Genomic DNA, 14910 nt, shown 5'->3' on the forward strand with positions numbered 1-14910 from the left:
CGCGCGCCGGGGGCTGACGAGGACGAGACTGGTGGTGCCGCACCTCGGGCAGCACTCACCCCTTACGGAGGAAGCCATGTCGAGCACCGTCCCGAACGCAGCGTCACCCGACCCGACCGACCCCGCACCCGACGCACCGAGGACGCGCCGCGAGGCCGCCGCCACGTGGGCGTCCCCGGCCACCTCCTCCGGATGGTCGGGCGCCCTCATCGCCATGGGCATCCTGTCCGTCATCCTCGGCATCATGGTGCTCGTCTGGCCCAAGGCGACCCTGCTCATCGTGGCCATCCTGTTCGGGCTGCAGCTCATCGTCGCCGGGGCCGTCCGCCTGTCGGTGACGCGCGACCTGCCGAGCGACCCGGGCTGGCTCAAGCCCGTCTCCATCGGGCTCGGCGTGCTCTCGATCATCGCCGGCATCATCTGCCTCTTCCGGCCCGGGACCTCGCTCGCCGTCATCGCCATCTTCATCGCGATCGGCTGGATCGCCGAGGGCATCGCCGCGCTCGTCCAGGGCTTCGGCTCCGACCGGACGACCGGCACCCGCGTCTTCCTCATCGTCAGCGGCGTCGTCTCGATCCTCGGCGGTCTCGTCGTCGCGATCTTCCCCGGCTCGTCGCTCGTCGTGCTCACCCGCATCGCCGGCATCGCGCTCATCGTCATCGGCATCGTCGAGCTCGTCGCGGCCCTCATGGCGCGTCGGACCGCCGGCAGCAGCAGCAGCACCCCGGCGCCGGCCACGGCCTGACCCGCTCGGTGCACCGGACGGCATACGACAGCGTGGAGGTTCGCACCCCGTCCGAGGGGTGCGAACCTCCACGACGTCGGTCGGCTCAGGACGGCTGCGGCAGGTCCTCGAACTCGTAGACCCGGCGGACCTCGACCGACACCTCGTCGAAGAGCGAGGCGAACCTCCCGGCCAGCTCGAGTGCCTGCTCCTTGCTCTCGACGTTGACGAGGGCAAAGCCGCCGATGACCTCGCGCGCCTCGCTGAACGGGCCGTCGGTCACCGTGACGCCGGCGCCCTCGGTCTTGCGGAGGATCGCGCCGTCCTTGCTCTGCGTCACGCCCTCGGCGGCGAGCAGGATGCCCGACTCGGCGTACTCCGACATGAGCGCGCCCATCGCGTCCTGGAACTCCTGGCTCGGGTTCCAGGCCTCGGGGCGGGACTCGTCGATCTTGTGGATCATGAGGTAGCGCATCGGTCTCTCCTTGCGTCTCGTGCCGGGTCCGTCCCAGCCTCCACCACGACGTCGAACGGGGGCGACCCGACTCGACACTTCGATCCTCGAAAGGCCGGTCAGAGCCAGCCACGCTCCTGGGCCACGCGGGCGGCCTCGGCGCGCGTCGACGTGCCGGTCTTGCCGATGGCCGCGCTGAGGTGGTTGCGGACCGTGCCCGGCGACAGGTGGACGACCCCGGCGATGGCGGCGACGGTGCCACCGCGCAGCGCGACCCCGAGCACCTCGCGCTCGCGCTCGGTCAGGGGGTTGGCACCGTCGACGAGCGACTCGGTGGCGAGTGACGGGTCGACGACGCGGAGCCCGGCGTGCACGCGCCGCACGGCCTCGGCGAGCTGGCGGGCAGGAGTGTCCTTGACGACGAACCCGGACGCGCCGGCCTCGAGCGCCCGACGTAGGTAGCCCGGGCGGCCGAAGGTCGTGACGACGAGCGTGCGTACGCCGGGGAGCGCATCGCGCACGGCGGCCGCGGCGGCGATGCCGTCGACGCCCGGCATCTCGATGTCGAGGAGGCAGACGTCGGCGTCTGAGGCACGGGCGGCGTCGACGACCTCGTCACCGCGCCCCACCTCGGCCACGACCTCGAGGTCGGGCTCGAGCGCGAGCAGCGCCGCGAGCGCCCCACGCACGAGGGCCTGGTCGTCGGCGAGCAGCACCTTGATCGTCGTGCTCACAGCACCACCTCCAGCACGGTCCCGTGGCCCTCGGGGCCCGTCTCGATCGAGAGCCGACCTCCCGCGGCCTCGACCCTCTCACGCAGCCCGCGTATGCCGTTCCCCTCCGGCCGCTCGCCGAGGCCGCGTCCGTCGTCGCGGACGGTCAGACGGTTCGAGTCGAGCTCGACCCAGCAGGCGTCGGCGTCGCTGTGGCGCACGACGTTGGTCGTCGCCTCGCGCAGCACCCAGGCGAGGACCGTGCGGTGGCGGGGATCGACCGCGCTCGGGTCGTCGGGCACGTTGCCCTCGATGCCGGCGCCGGCGAGCGCCGTGCGAGCCGAGGCCAGCTCGTCGCCGAGGCGGGCCACCCGCAGGCCCCCGACGGTCGCCCGGATCTCGGCGAGCGCCTGACGGCTCAGGGCCTGGATCTCGGCGAGCTCGCCCTTGGCCCGCTCGGGGTCGAGGTCGACGAGACGTTCGGCCAGCTCGGCCTTGACCGTGACGACCGTGAGCGAGTGACCGAGCACGTCGTGGACGTCGCGGGCCACGCGCTCGCGCTCCTCGACGATGGCGAGGTCGCGCGAGATCCGCTCGTAGTCCTCCCCTCGGTCGGTCATGAGCCGGACCGCCCCGGTCATCGCACCGACGGCGAAGACGATGATGGCCACGACCCAGGTGCCCTCGTCCGGGTCGACGAAGACCGCGACCGCCGTCGCGACCGCCACGCACGCGATGCCGAGGGCGATCGACCACGCGAGCGGCAGCGCGAACATCCCGAACGACACGATGAAGGGCAGGAAGCTGAGGCTGCCGGCGCCGATGAGCGGAACGAGCCCGACCGCGCAGCCGACGAGCACGACCAGGTAGCCGACACCCCGACGCTGCGTCGGCGCGCACCTGCGGTGCAGGCGCTGGAGGTGCTGCGCGCCGAGGCCGTAGACGACCGCGAAGGTCAGCACGAGCGCCAGCCCGAGCACGACCTGCCAGGCCGGCAGACCGCTCGAGACGATCGCGATGACGGGGAAGACGAGGAAGACCAGCCACACCGACTGGACGACCCAGCCGAAGCGTTCCCACGGGTTGCGCCCCGGCGCCGGGGCGGCGGCCGGGGCGCCCGGGACGCCGGAGACCGACGCCCGCTGGGTCACTGGCGCTCCCGGCCGCGGCGCACGAGGAGCACGGCAGCGGTCCCGAAGATCGCGAGCCAGGCGAGCACGTTGACGATCGGCACCCACAGCGGGTCCTGCGACCCGTCGGGCAGGTAGCCCTCGGTGAGCGGATAGCGCGCCAGGGCGGCGTACCCGTAGAGCGGCGTGAACTTCGCGAACGCCAGCAGCGCACCGGACAGCGGGATGAAGACGTTGCCGAGGAAGGCGAAGATCACCATGGTGCCGCTCGCGGCGCCGACCGCGGCCTCGGAGCGGAACGCCGTGCCGACGAGCAGGCCGTAGACGGCGAAGACGGCGGACCCGACGAGGCAGAGCACCGCGCTGAGCACCCAGGCCTGCGCCGAACCGCGAGCGCCGGTCGCAGCTCCGAGGGCGAAGGTCAGCAGGATCGGCACGGCCGCCACGGTCATGGCGATGAGCGCCTTCATGGCGATGTAGGACGAGTCGGCGAGCGGGGTGAGCCCGAGCTGGCGGCCCCAGCCCTGCTGTCGCTCGACGGCCGCGTTGCCGCCGATGCTCGTCGTCGCGGTGACGGCGCCGTAGGCGGCCATGCTGATCATGACGTACATCGCGACGTTGCCGTTGCCGATGGTCGCGTCCTTGGCGTCGACCGTCGCGCCGAAGATGAGGTAGAAGAAGGCGGGCAGCACCGCGGTGAAGAACATGCCCGCCCAGTCGCGCGTGATTCGGCGCATCTCGAGCAGGGTGAAGGTGGCGTTCATCGGACGAGCTCCTCGTCGGGGGTCGTGGCGTCGCGGGCGTCGCGGGCGTTGCCGGTGTCGCGGGCGTCACGGGAGTCGCGGCCGTCACCGGTCAGGGTCATGAATGCCTGCTCGAGGCCGGCGGTGACGATCTCGAGGTCGGTGCCGCCGAGCTCGAGCAGGAGCAGCCGCGCGACGGTGTCGGAGTCGCCGGCCGTGACGACGACCCGGTTGCCGCGCTCCTCGACCTCGTGCACGCCGCCGACCGTCCGCAGCCTCGCGACGGACTCGGCGACCGAGCCCGGCGGCAGCGTCGCGGAGACGGTGCGTCCGCTCGCCTGCGACCGGATCTCGGCCGTCGTGCCGTCGGCGACGATGCGGCCGCCGGCGATGAGGACGATGCGGTCGGCGAAGGCGTCGGCCTCCTCGAGGTAGTGCGTGGCGAAGACGACGGTGCGGCCCGCACTGGCGTCCGCGTGCATCGTGTCCCAGAAGTCGCGCCGGGCCGTGACGTCCATGCCCGCCGTCGGCTCGTCGAGGACGAGCAGCCGGGGGTCGGGCAGGAGGGCGAGGGCGAAGCGCAGCCGTTGCTGCTCGCCGCCCGAGCACTTGGAGACGCGACGGTCGGCGAGCGACCTCAGCCCGGCACGGTCGATGACCTCGTCGACCAGGGAGTGGACGGCATACGTCGACGCGATCATCCGGACCGTCTCGCGGACGGTGAGGTCGCGCAGGAGCCCACCCGTCTGGAGAACGGCGGACACGTGCCCGCCGACGACGGCCTCGCGAGGACGCCGGCCGAAGACCTCGGCCGTGCCGCTCGTCGGCTCGGTGAGGCCGAGCACCATGTCGAGTGTCGTCGTCTTGCCGGCACCGTTGGGTCCGAGGAAGGCGACGACCTCGCCGGGCTCGATGCGCAGGTCGATGCCGTCGACGGCACGGACCTCGGCATCCTGGGACCCGCGTCGGGAGGGGAAGCTCTTGACGAGCGAACGCAGCTCGATCGCCGGCGCCCCCGAGGCGCCGTAGACCGGACGAGGTGTGGTGGTCATGGTCCAACTCTCCCGCTCGGCGATGCTCCGCGTCAGCAGCAGGCGTCACGTCCTGCGCGTGACAGGTGTCACGGGGCGCCGGACCGGACAGACTGACCCCATGGCCGACTTCGAGGTGCACCTCGACTCACCCCTGCCCGCACCCGAGGCGTGGCGGCGGATCCTCGACCTGCGCGCGCACACCGCCGTCATCCCGCTCACGACCGTGACGGGCGAGGCGATGGGCGCGAGCGAGCTCGTCGAGGGGTCGCGCTTCGTCGCGCGGACGGGCGTCGGGCCGGTGGGTTTCGACGACGTCATGGTCGTGCAGTCGGTGGTCCAGCCGACGGCACATTCGGCCGGAAGCGCCCGGATCCGCAAGGAGGGCAAGGTCGTCCGCGGACGCATCGACCTGCTCGTGACCCCCACGGCCGCCGGGTCGACGGTCCGGTGGACGCAGCGCATCGGGGTGCGAGGCGTGCCCGCGCTCCTCGACCCCCTCGTCGCGAAGGTGGCCGGGGCGGCATACGGCTCGACCCTCCGCAAGCTGCTCGCGCGCGGCTGAGGGGCGCGGGCCCGCGCGACACACGAAGTGCCGCGCGGATCTGCTCCCGTGCGTGGCCACTCCACGCCGGACGGACGTCGTGCGTCGTGGGGGACCGTGCGGGACCGCGGCGGTCAGCGCCAGCCGAGCTCCGGAGCGACGTGCGTCAGGAGGCTCTCGATGACGTGCGCGTTGTAGTCGACGCCGAGCTGGTTGGGCACGGTGAGGAGCAGCGTGTCGGCGGCGGCGATCGCCTCGTCCTCTGCGAGGTCACGGACGAGCTGGTCGGGCTCACCGGCATACGTCTTGCCGAAGCGGGCCGTCCCGCCGTCGATGTGGCCCACCTGATCCTGGCTCGCCGACTCGCGGCCGAAGTACGCGCGGTCCCGGTCGTCGACGATGGGGAAGACGCTGCGGCTCACGGAGACCCGCGGCTCGCGCTCGTGCCCCGCTGCCGTCCACGCGTCGCGGAAGCGCTGGATCTGCTCGGCCTGCAGCTGGTGGAAGGGCACGCCGGTGTCCTCGGTGAGCAGGGTCGAGCTCATGAGGTTCATCCCCTGCTGAGCCGTCCACTCGGCGGTGGCCCGGCTGCCGGCGCCCCACCAGATGCGGTCGCGCAGCCCCGGCGCGTGCGGCTCGATGCGGAGCAGCCCGGGCGGGTTGGGGAACATCGGGCGCGGGTTCGGCTCGGCGAAGCCCCGGCCGGACAGGACGTCGAGGAAGACCTCGGTGTGCTGGCGTGCCATCGCGGCGTGGTCGCCGTCGGTGGGCTCGTAGCCGAAGTAGCGGAAGCCGTCGACGACCTGCTCGGGTGACCCACGGCTGATGCCGAGCTGGAGCCGCCCGCCGGAGATGAGGTCGGCCGCGCCGGCGTCCTCCGCCATGTAGAGCGGGTTCTCGTAGCGCATGTCGATGACGCCCGTCCCGATCTCGATCCGTCTCGTGCGCGCCCCGACCGCGGCGAGCAGGGGGAACGGCGACGCGAGCTGGCGCGCGAAGTGGTGGATCCGGAAGTAGGCGCCGTCCGCGCCGAGCTCCTCGGCGGCCACCGCGAGGTCGATGGACTGGAGCAGGGCGTCCGACGCCGACTGCGTGCCCGAGTGCGGCGACGGGTTCCAGTGGCCGAACGAGAGGAATCCGATGTTCTTCACGTGCGGTCAACAACGGCGGCGCCCGTGCTCTTCCCACCGCCGCACACGCGCCGCCGCCGGGCGACCGACAATCCGGATCGCCCTCTCGCGCCGAACCACGAGTCATGACGCGCCTACGATTTGCCCTCAGCGGGATCCTCGCCGCGGTCGCCGGGATCGCTGCCGGCCACCTCGTCGCGGGCTTCCTCGCTCCCGCATCGTCGCCGGTGCTCGCCATCGGGTCGACCGTGATCGACCTGACCCCCACGCCCGTCAAGGAGTGGGCGATCGCGACCTTCGGCACGAACGACAAGCTGATCCTCCAGGGGTCGGTGCTCGTCGTGACGCTCGTCCTCGCCGCCGTGGCCGGCCTGCTCGCCCGCCGCCGCATGCCCCTCGCCGTCGGCTTCATCGTGCTGCTCACCGGCCTCGCCGGCGCCGCCGCGCTGCTGCGGCCCGCGACCCGCCCGCTCGACGCGCTGCCCGCCGTCGCAGCGATGACGGCCGGTGTCGCCACGCTCGTCTGGCTCGTCCGCCTCGCCCGGACCGCCTCCGGCGACGTCGTCCGGGAGACCACGGGCCCGCGTGGCTCGGTCATGACGAACGCCACCGGGCCCGACAGCTCGACGGCCGGCTCGAAGGCCGGACGCCGAGGCTTCGTCTTCGGCGCACTCGGCGTCACGGCCCTCGCCGCGCTCGCCGCCGCCGGCGGCCAGCTGCGCGCCGGCGCCCAGTCGGTCAAGAAGGTCGTCCTGCCGGCCGCCGCCGACCAGGCGAAGGCGCTGCCGAAGGGGCTCGAGACGACCGTCTCCGGCATCTCGCCGCTGCGCACCCCGACCGACACGTTCTACCGCGTCGACACCAACCTCGTCGTGCCCCAGGTCGACGTCGACACGTGGACGCTCGAGGTCGACGGCATGGTCGAGAAGCCCTTCACGATGACCTTCGCCGAGCTCGCCGCCATGCCGCTCATCGAGCGCGACATCACCATGACGTGCGTCTCCAACGAGGTCGGCGGCGGCTACATCGGCTCCGCCCGCTGGCTCGGCGTCAAGCTGACCGACGTCCTCGACCGAGCCGGCATCACCGGCAGCCCCGACCAGGTGCTGAGCACCGCCGTCGACGGCTTCACCATCAGCACCCCGCTGGCCGTCGTCCGCGACGGACGCGACGCGATGATCGCCATCGGCATGAACGGCGCCCAGCTCAGCGACACCCACGGCTTCCCCGCGCGCCTCATCACGCCCGGCCTCTACGGCTTCGTCGGCGCGACGAAGTGGCTGACCAAGCTCACCCTGACGACGTATGCCGCCGACCAGTCCTACTGGACGAAGCGGCAGTGGGCGACCGACGCCCCGATCAAGACGAGCGCGCGCATCGACACGCCCGCACCCCTGTCGACGATCAAGGCCGGCACGACCGCCATCGCCGGCGTCGCCTGGGCCCAGCACCGCGGCGTCGGCACGGTCGAGGTCAGGATCGACGACGGCCAGTGGCAGAAGACCAAGCTCGGCCCCGACGTCGGCATCGACTACTGGCGCCAGTGGTACCTCCCGTGGGACGCCAAGCCCGGACTGCACCGCATCGCGGTGCGCGCGACCGACCTCGAGGGGCAGGCGCAGATCACCGAACGCGCCACCCCGTTCCCCAGCGGGTCGAGCGGCATCCAGGAGGTGGTGGTGACCGTCGCGTGAACGCATACGGCCAAGAACCCGCGAGAAAACCTCTCCGACAAGCAATCCGGAGCCACAGCGGCACCGAATCCCAGATGACCGTGCACCACACAGCCACAAGGAGTGACTGACATGAAGAGCATGAAGACCCGTACCGGCCTCGTCGCCCTCGCCATCGCCCTGCCCCTGAGCCTCGCGGCCTGCGGCAGCTCCAGCGACAACACCGCCGCCGCCGCTGGTGGCAGCACGCCCGCCGCGACGTCCTCGGACGCCATGACGAGCACGCCGTCCGACACGATGACCTCGTCCGAGTCGATGGACGCCGCTGCGGCCGTCTTCGGTGAGGGCTGCGCCGCGGTGCCGAAGGACGGCGCCGGCTCGTTCAACGGCATGGCCACCGCGCCGGTCGCGACCGCCGCGAGCGCCAACCCGCTCCTGTCGACGCTCGTCACCGCCGTCAAGACCGCCGGCCTCGTCGACACCCTCAACTCGGCTCCCGAGATCACCGTCTTCGCGCCCGTCAACGACGCGTTCGCCAAGATCCCGGCCGCGGACCTCAAGAAGGTCCTCGCCGACAAGCCGACCCTCACCAAGATCCTCACGAACCACGTCGTGGCCGGCAAGCTCTCGCCGGACCAGCTCGCGGGCGACCACAAGACGCTCGCCGGCACCACGATCACGGTCAAGGGCTCTGGCGAGAACTTCACCGTCGGCAAGGCCGACGCCAAGGTCATCTGCGGCAACGTCCCGACCGCCAACGCCACGGTGTACATCATCGACGGCGTCCTGATGCCCTGATCGTCACCTGACCAGGCTGACGCAGACCACGACGACGGGCGACACAATGGACCCCATGTCACGGTTCTCGGTGGTTCCCTCCGGCGATGAGTCGCCGGAGGGACCCGCCCGCCCAGTCACCCTGGAGCAGCTGCTCCGCCGAGCAGCGACGGGAGACGAGACGGCCTTCGCAGAGCTCTACGACGCCGTCTCCTCCCGGCTCTTCGGTCTCGTCCGCCGGGTCGTGCGCGACCCGGCCCAGTCCGAGGAAGTCACCCAGGAGGTCTTCCTCGAGATCTGGCGGCACAGCGCACGGTTCGACCCGAGCAAGGGTGGCGCTCTCTCGTGGATGCTCACCATCGCTCACCGCAAGGCCGTCGACCGGGTCCGGTCGGCGGAGGCAGCCCGCCACCGCGACGAGGGATACGGCGCCAGCAACCAGGACGTCACCCACGACTCCACAGCGGAGGCCGTCGTCGAACGGCTCGATGCGGAGCGGGTTCATCGGGCGTTGGAGACGCTCACACCGGTCCAGCGGCAGGCCCTCGAGCTGGCCTACCTCTCGGGATACACCCATACGGAGGTGGCCACCATGCTCGACCTGCCACTCGGGACCGCCAAGACACGCATCCGTGATGGACTGATCAGACTACGAGACACGTTGGGGGTGACACTGTGAGCGAAGACATCCACGCACTCTCGGGTGCCTACGCCGTGGACGCCCTCGACGACGTCGAGCGAGCGCGCTTCGAGCGCCACCTCGCCGGCTGCACCGCCTGCCAGGCCGAGGTCGAGAGCCTCGTCGCCGCGGCGTCGGAGCTGTCGGTGCTGACCGAGGCCGCTCCGCCGGCCTCGCTCCGGGCCAAGGTGCTCGCCGAGATCGCGACCGTCCGCCCACTGCCGCCCCTCACGGCACCGCAGCACGACTCCGCCGACGAGGACGCCACGTCGCCGACGCCCCCGGAGCCGGCGCAGGCTCCGGCCGCCACCGCAGCCCCCGCCACCCAGGCCGAGCACGCCGACGACCTCACCGAGCGTCGCCGGTCCCGCTCCGCCCGTGGGCTGGCCCGCGGCTGGCGGGTCGTCGTCGCTGCCGCCACGGTGGCCGTGCTCGCCATCGGCGGTTTCACGGTCTGGAAGCAGATCGACAAGGACCCGTCCCGGGCCATCGCCGACCAGGTGCTCGCGGCCCCCGACGCCACGCGCTACGGGCAGCGGCTCGCCGGCGGCGCGACGGCCACGGTCGTCCGCTCCAACGCGCTCCAGAAGGCCGTCATCGTCACCTCCGGCATGTCGCAGCCCCCCTCGGGCAAGGTCTTCCAGCTGTGGCTCCAGGACGCGACGGGTCACATGACCTCGGCGGGCCTCATGCCCGGCGGCGGCGACCAGGTAGTCGTGCTGAGCGGCGACGCCAGCCACTCGAAGGGCGCCGGCATCACGGTCGAGCCCGAGGGCGGCTCCGACCAGCCGACCTCCGACCCCGTGGCCTTCATCGCCTTCGCCTGAGACGACCGGTCGCTCGCACGTCAGGCGGTCACGAGCTCGCTCCCGGCTTCCCCAGCTGGAGCTCGTGACCGCCCGACGTCCGCAGTCCGGCGGGATTCGCGCCTACCGCTCCCGGATCGGTCACCCCTGGTACGGCGGCGCGACGCCCCAGCCCCACTGTGGAGTGGGAGCGCGTTCGACCGGTTCGGCGCCGGGCTGGGAGTTCTCCATGGCGAGCCGGGTGCCCCACTTGAGGTAGCCGATGATCGCGGCCCGGAACTCCGGGTCGGCGGGCAGCTCGGCGTCGTCGGCCGCCAGACTCATCGTGGCTGCGAACCGGTGCCGTTGCGCTGGCGTGATGGCCAGTCCGAGGTGGTGGCGGAGCATCGACTCGTACCCCCCGTGCCGCTCCGTGTAGGTCGCAGGACCGCCGAGCACCTCGGCCCACCAGTCCGCGACGTGCGCTCGATGATCCTCCGACACCCCGCCCGGGAAGAAACCCGACAGGGTCTCGTCGAGCTCGACCCGGTCGTAGAAGCAGTCGATCATCCGGCGCAGCGGCGCGAGACCGCCCGCCCACTCGTACAGCGTCGGAAGCTCCGGTTCGTGGACTCCACCCATGACGCCAGTGCACCCCACCCGGCGGCCTGCCGCACCCGGATTGATGATCGTGAGCCGTCGGTTGCCGCGATGTCGGGACGTCGGTCGACGTGAGCAGCCGGCTCCGTCGGCGACTTCGGGCTGGTCGTCCCGGTACGTTCTCCTGCCATGGACCGGATCGAGGTGGCGGGCTTCCCCACGGGTGCCGTATGCGTGGCCCTCGTCGTGCGCGGACGATGACCGGGCGTCACGGGCACGGGCTCGTCATCGGGAAGTTCTACCCCTTCCACGCCGGCCACCAGGCGCTCGTGCGGGCGGCGACGAGCTCGTGCGACCGCGTCACCGTCGAGGTCATGGCGCACACCGTCGAGTCGATCCCCGTCGACGTCCGCGTGGGCTGGGTGCAGGCCGAGCACCCGACGGCGCGCGTCGTCGCGGCCCCGGACGACCACGACGTCGACTTCGACTCGCCGGAGGTCTGGGACCTGCACATGGACGTCATCGAGTCGCACCTCGACGCTCCCGTGGACGCGGTCTTCACGAGCGACGCGTACGGCGCGGAGATGGCCCGCCGGCTCGGCGCGACGTGGGTGCAGGTCGACCCGGGGCGGGCCTCGACCCCGATCTCGGGCACCGCCGTGCGCGCGGACGTCGCGGGCTCCTGGTGGGCGCTGCCGTCGCCGGTCCGGGCGTGGTTCGCCAAGCGCATCGTCGTCGTGGGCGCCGGATCGACGGGCGCGACGACGCTGGCCGACGCCTTGGGCGCGCACTACGGCACGACGGTCGTCCCCGAGTTCTGGCGTGAGTGGAGCGAGCGGCGAGCCGGCGGGCTGACCGGGCCGTGGCACGCCGCCGAGTTCGAGCTCGTGGCCCGCGAGCAGGCCGCCCTCGAGGACGCGGCGGCCGCCGCCGCACCGCGACCACTGCTCGTCTGCGACAGCGACGCCTTCGCGACGACGCTCCTGCACGAGCGCCACGTCGGCGCCCCGTCGCCCAGGGTGCGGGCCCTCGCCGACGCCCGCCCGACTCCGGCCCTCTACCTCCTGACCGGCGACGAGATCCCCTTCGTCCCGGACGGGATGCGCGACGGCGAGCACGGGGGCGCGTGGATGCAGGGTCGGTTCCGCGAGGAGCTCGCGGGCCGCCGCGTGCCGTGGGTCGAGGTGCGGGGCACGCGCGACGAGCGACTGGCCGCGGCCACCGCCGCCGTCGACGAGGTCGTCGCCGAGGGCTGGGACCTCGCCGACCCGGTGGGCTGACGGACCGGTCGCGACCCGGCTGGCAGAATCGCGTGCGTGCCCACGTCAGGGGAGCAGGCACGCACGGGGCTCGGCCACGTCTCGAGCCAGCACGTCGTCGTCGAGTCGGTGCCCGATGCGGCCGCCCTCGGTCCGGGCAAGCCGCGGCGGTTCGCGACGGCCACCTGTGGCGACTCGCCCACCCGAGGTCGCGGACGGCATACGCCATCGGTCGACGAGCGTCAGTGCGGCCGGCCGGCCGCGTCGGCCCAGATGTCGAGCGGCACCGAGCGGACGCTGCGGCCGTCGAGGTCGAGCTCGCGGCCCATCCTCTTGATCGACCGGAGCACCATGGACCGGTCGTGGATCGTCATCTGCGGCACCTCCGCGGCGAGCCGCGCCTCGACGTGCGACAGCTCGGTCAGCGAGTGGGTCGTCAGGGCGATCATGAGGTTGGGGCGCCCGCCGGAGATGCGCCAGCACACCCGGATCCCCGGCAGGCGCCGGAGCGTCGTCGCCACGGCCTCGATGTCGCCGGCGTCGGCGTAGGCCCAGAGCCAGCTGATGACGGGCCAGCCCGAGTCGGGCAGCGCCATGTCGCAGCGGAGGACGACACGACCGTTGCCGACAAGATCGGCGAGCCGGCGCCGGACCGTGCTCTCGCTGAGGCCGGCGCGTGCGGCCATGGCGGCCACCGGCATCCGGCCGTCCTCGCCGAGCAGCAGGATCAGCTGCCGCTCGACGGCGTCGTAGCCGCGGGCGAGGTCTGTCTGCTCGGACGTCAGGCCGTCGAGACGCGGCTGCGGCGCCCGCATCATGACGGCGCGCTGCGAGGCGTCGAGCACGTGCAACTGCCAGTGGTCGCCCATCGAGTAGACCTTCGTCACCGCGTGGCTGCTCGTCGCGACGACGCCGGGGATCGTGCCGACCGACTCGAGGAGGAAGCGGGAGAGGAACGCGAGGTCGCGCACCTCGACGAGGATCGTCAGCGACCGGGGACCGCTCGTGTGCTCGACGCTGAGCACGTGGGGCAGCTCGGTGACCTGCCGCGCAATGGCCAGTGTCTGGGCAGCGCTGCAGCTCAGCTCGACGACGGCGAGGCACGACTCGGGGCGCCCCTGCCCGGTCGCCCGCCCGGACACCCAGGCGATGCCCGCCGACGAGAGTCGCTGCCAGCGCCGGGCCACCGTCACCGGGTCGACGTCGAGCGCCTCGCCGACGAGCGTCCACGACGCGCGAGGCTGCAGCTGGAGGCAATTGACGATCGCCAGGTCCAGCTCGTCGGCGCGTGCGGCGGAATCCTGCGGAATCTCAGCACTCGTCACGAGATCCTGCGCATTCGGGGCTCTTCGTGGCATGGCTGCCATTCTCGGTCACTGGTGCGGCCCGCTCAAGGCTTCCCGACGCCACACCGTCCTCAGCACGCACGACCGACACAGGAGCGACGCATGCCGCCCGAAGGCGCGACCCGCGAGATGACGCGACCGACCCAGCCGTCCGGTCTCGACTGGACCACGCGGCTCATGGAGATCGACACGACGAGCCGCGACAGCAACCTGCCGCTCATCGGCCTCGTCGCCGCGCACCTGCGGGAGCACGGCGTCGAGCCCATCCTCATCACGAACGACGACGGGACCAAGGCCAACCTGCTCGCCACCATCCCGGCGGCGGACGGCACGACCACCGGGGGCGTGGCCCTGTCGGGCCACACCGACGTCGTGCCGGTCGACGGGCAGGACTGGGCCAGTGAGCCGTTCGTCCCCGAGATCCGCGACGGCCGTCTCTACGGCCGCGGCTCCTGCGACATGAAGGCCTTCATCGGTTCCGTCCTCGCCACCGTTCCGGCCCTGAGCACGACGCCGCTCCGTGAGCCGGTGCACCTGGCCCTGTCCTACGACGAGGAGGTCGGCTGCGTCGGCGCCGTCTCGCTCGTCGGCGCGATCGTCGAGCGCGGGCTGAGCCCCCGCGCCTGCATCGTCGGAGAGCCGACGAGCATGCGGGTGATCCGCGGCCACAAGTCGCTGACGATGCTGCAGGTGACCTTCCACGGCGTCGCGGCCCACTCCTCGCGGACGCCCTTCGGCGTCAACGCGATCGAGTATGCCGCCCAGCTCGTCCGCTTCGTCCGTGGCGTCGCCGACGGCTTCCGCACCGACGGCCCGTTCGACGAGCACTACGACGTGCCGTTCACGACGGCGACCGTGAACCAGATCGAGGGCGGGATCGCCGTCAACACCGTCCCGGCCGAGTGCGCACTCACCTTCGAGTTCCGCGCCGTCGGCGCCGTGGACGTCGACGCGACCGTCGAGACGTTCCGGGCCGAGGCGCGTCGCATCGAGGCCGAGATGCGGCGCGAGCACCCCGACGCCCGCGTCGAGGTGTCGATCGGCGCCCAGGCCCCCGGCCTCGACACCCCGGACGACGAGGAGGTCATCGACCTCGTGACCCGGCTCGGCGGCGAGGCCTCCACCGAGAAGGTGGCCTACGGCACCGAGGCCGGACTCTTCCAGGGGGCCGGCATCCCGACCGTCGTCTGCGGACCCGGCGACATCGCGCAGGCCCACGCGCCCGACGAGTTCGTCGCGATCGACCAGATCGAGCGCTGCGACGCGTTCCTCGCCAACCTCCTGAACCACCTCAGCGCCTGACCTGCGCGCCCGACCTCCCA

At 72.3% G+C, this 14910-nt stretch carries 16 protein-coding genes; 8 read left to right on the top strand and 8 right to left on the bottom strand.

Annotated elements, in window-relative coordinates:
* The first annotated feature begins 76 nt into the window (after positions 1-76).
* Positions 77-745, top strand: a complete 669-nt coding sequence (locus AB4Z14_RS05630; RefSeq protein WP_442274346.1) for an HdeD family acid-resistance protein — start codon at positions 77-79, stop codon at positions 743-745.
* 85 nt (positions 746-830) lie between these two features.
* Here the strand turns inward: AB4Z14_RS05630 and AB4Z14_RS05635 are convergent, their stop codons facing one another.
* From AB4Z14_RS05635 to AB4Z14_RS05655, 5 genes are all read right to left on the bottom strand, one after another.
* Positions 831-1199, bottom strand: coding sequence for a YciI family protein (locus AB4Z14_RS05635; RefSeq protein ID WP_082620062.1), 369 nt, complete (start codon positions 1197-1199; stop codon positions 831-833).
* A 98-nt stretch (positions 1200-1297) separates the two neighbouring features.
* Complete coding sequence (locus AB4Z14_RS05640; protein WP_442274347.1) at positions 1298-1912, bottom strand: response regulator transcription factor; 615 nt, start codon at positions 1910-1912, stop codon at positions 1298-1300.
* Complete coding sequence (locus AB4Z14_RS05645; protein WP_442274348.1) at positions 1909-3042, bottom strand: sensor histidine kinase; 1134 nt, start codon at positions 3040-3042, stop codon at positions 1909-1911. Before AB4Z14_RS05645 ends, AB4Z14_RS05640 begins: the two co-directional genes overlap by 4 nt.
* Positions 3039-3785, bottom strand: a complete 747-nt coding sequence (locus tag AB4Z14_RS05650; protein ID WP_056780814.1) for an ABC transporter permease — start codon at positions 3783-3785, stop codon at positions 3039-3041. Before AB4Z14_RS05650 ends, AB4Z14_RS05645 begins: the two co-directional genes overlap by 4 nt.
* The gene (locus AB4Z14_RS05655) at positions 3782-4816 is read right to left on the bottom strand and encodes an ABC transporter ATP-binding protein (protein WP_442274349.1); all 1035 of its coding nucleotides are present in this window, start codon (positions 4814-4816) and stop codon (positions 3782-3784) included. The genes AB4Z14_RS05650 and AB4Z14_RS05655 overlap by 4 nt, the downstream gene beginning before the upstream one ends.
* A gap of 100 nt (positions 4817-4916) precedes the next feature.
* Between AB4Z14_RS05655 and AB4Z14_RS05660 the strand changes: the two genes are divergently transcribed.
* The gene (locus tag AB4Z14_RS05660; RefSeq protein ID WP_442274350.1) at positions 4917-5360 is read left to right on the top strand and encodes an SRPBCC family protein; all 444 of its coding nucleotides are present in this window, start codon (positions 4917-4919) and stop codon (positions 5358-5360) included.
* Between the two features lie 113 nt (positions 5361-5473).
* Here AB4Z14_RS05660 and AB4Z14_RS05665 read toward each other — a convergent pair whose 3' ends face one another.
* Complete coding sequence (locus AB4Z14_RS05665) at positions 5474-6490, bottom strand: LLM class flavin-dependent oxidoreductase (protein WP_442274351.1); 1017 nt, start codon at positions 6488-6490, stop codon at positions 5474-5476.
* 104 nt (positions 6491-6594) lie between these two features.
* Here AB4Z14_RS05665 and AB4Z14_RS05670 point away from each other — a divergent pair, with 104 nt between their 5' ends.
* The 4 genes from AB4Z14_RS05670 (at position 6595) to AB4Z14_RS05685 (ending at position 10425) form a co-directional block, all read left to right on the top strand.
* Positions 6595-8163: a molybdopterin-dependent oxidoreductase gene (locus AB4Z14_RS05670; protein ID WP_442274352.1), complete on the top strand. Its 1569-nt coding sequence runs from the start codon at positions 6595-6597 to the stop codon at positions 8161-8163.
* A gap of 111 nt (positions 8164-8274) precedes the next feature.
* A complete protein-coding gene (locus tag AB4Z14_RS05675; RefSeq protein WP_442274353.1) occupies positions 8275-8940 on the top strand; it encodes a fasciclin domain-containing protein in 666 nt (221 codons plus the stop codon).
* A 46-nt stretch (positions 8941-8986) separates the two neighbouring features.
* Positions 8987-9598 (top strand): ECF RNA polymerase sigma factor SigK, encoded by a 612-nt coding sequence (gene sigK / locus AB4Z14_RS05680; RefSeq protein ID WP_442274354.1) that lies wholly within the window; start codon positions 8987-8989, stop codon positions 9596-9598.
* The gene (locus AB4Z14_RS05685) at positions 9595-10425 is read left to right on the top strand and encodes an anti-sigma factor (protein ID WP_442274355.1); all 831 of its coding nucleotides are present in this window, start codon (positions 9595-9597) and stop codon (positions 10423-10425) included. Before sigK ends, AB4Z14_RS05685 begins: the two co-directional genes overlap by 4 nt.
* A gap of 120 nt (positions 10426-10545) precedes the next feature.
* On the opposite strand, the gene AB4Z14_RS05690 is transcribed toward AB4Z14_RS05685, so the two are convergent.
* A complete protein-coding gene (locus tag AB4Z14_RS05690) occupies positions 10546-11025 on the bottom strand; it encodes a group II truncated hemoglobin (RefSeq protein WP_442274356.1) in 480 nt (159 codons plus the stop codon).
* Positions 11026-11240: 215 nt separating this feature from the next.
* Here AB4Z14_RS05690 and AB4Z14_RS05695 point away from each other — a divergent pair, with 215 nt between their 5' ends.
* On the top strand, positions 11241-12263 hold the full coding sequence (locus AB4Z14_RS05695; RefSeq protein WP_442274357.1) for an AAA family ATPase: 1023 nt from the start codon (positions 11241-11243) through the stop codon (positions 12261-12263).
* Positions 12264-12484: 221 nt separating this feature from the next.
* On the opposite strand, the gene AB4Z14_RS05700 is transcribed toward AB4Z14_RS05695, so the two are convergent.
* On the bottom strand, positions 12485-13567 hold the full coding sequence (locus tag AB4Z14_RS05700; RefSeq protein WP_442274358.1) for an Lrp/AsnC family transcriptional regulator: 1083 nt from the start codon (positions 13565-13567) through the stop codon (positions 12485-12487).
* A 123-nt stretch (positions 13568-13690) separates the two neighbouring features.
* Between AB4Z14_RS05700 and argE the strand changes: the two genes are divergently transcribed.
* Positions 13691-14890: an acetylornithine deacetylase gene (gene argE / locus AB4Z14_RS05705; protein WP_442274359.1), complete on the top strand. Its 1200-nt coding sequence runs from the start codon at positions 13691-13693 to the stop codon at positions 14888-14890.
* The last annotated feature ends 20 nt before the right edge of the window (positions 14891-14910 follow it).

Source organism: Terrabacter sp. 2TAF16 (assembly GCF_052115065.1).
GTDB lineage: Bacteria > Actinomycetota > Actinomycetes > Actinomycetales > Dermatophilaceae > Terrabacter.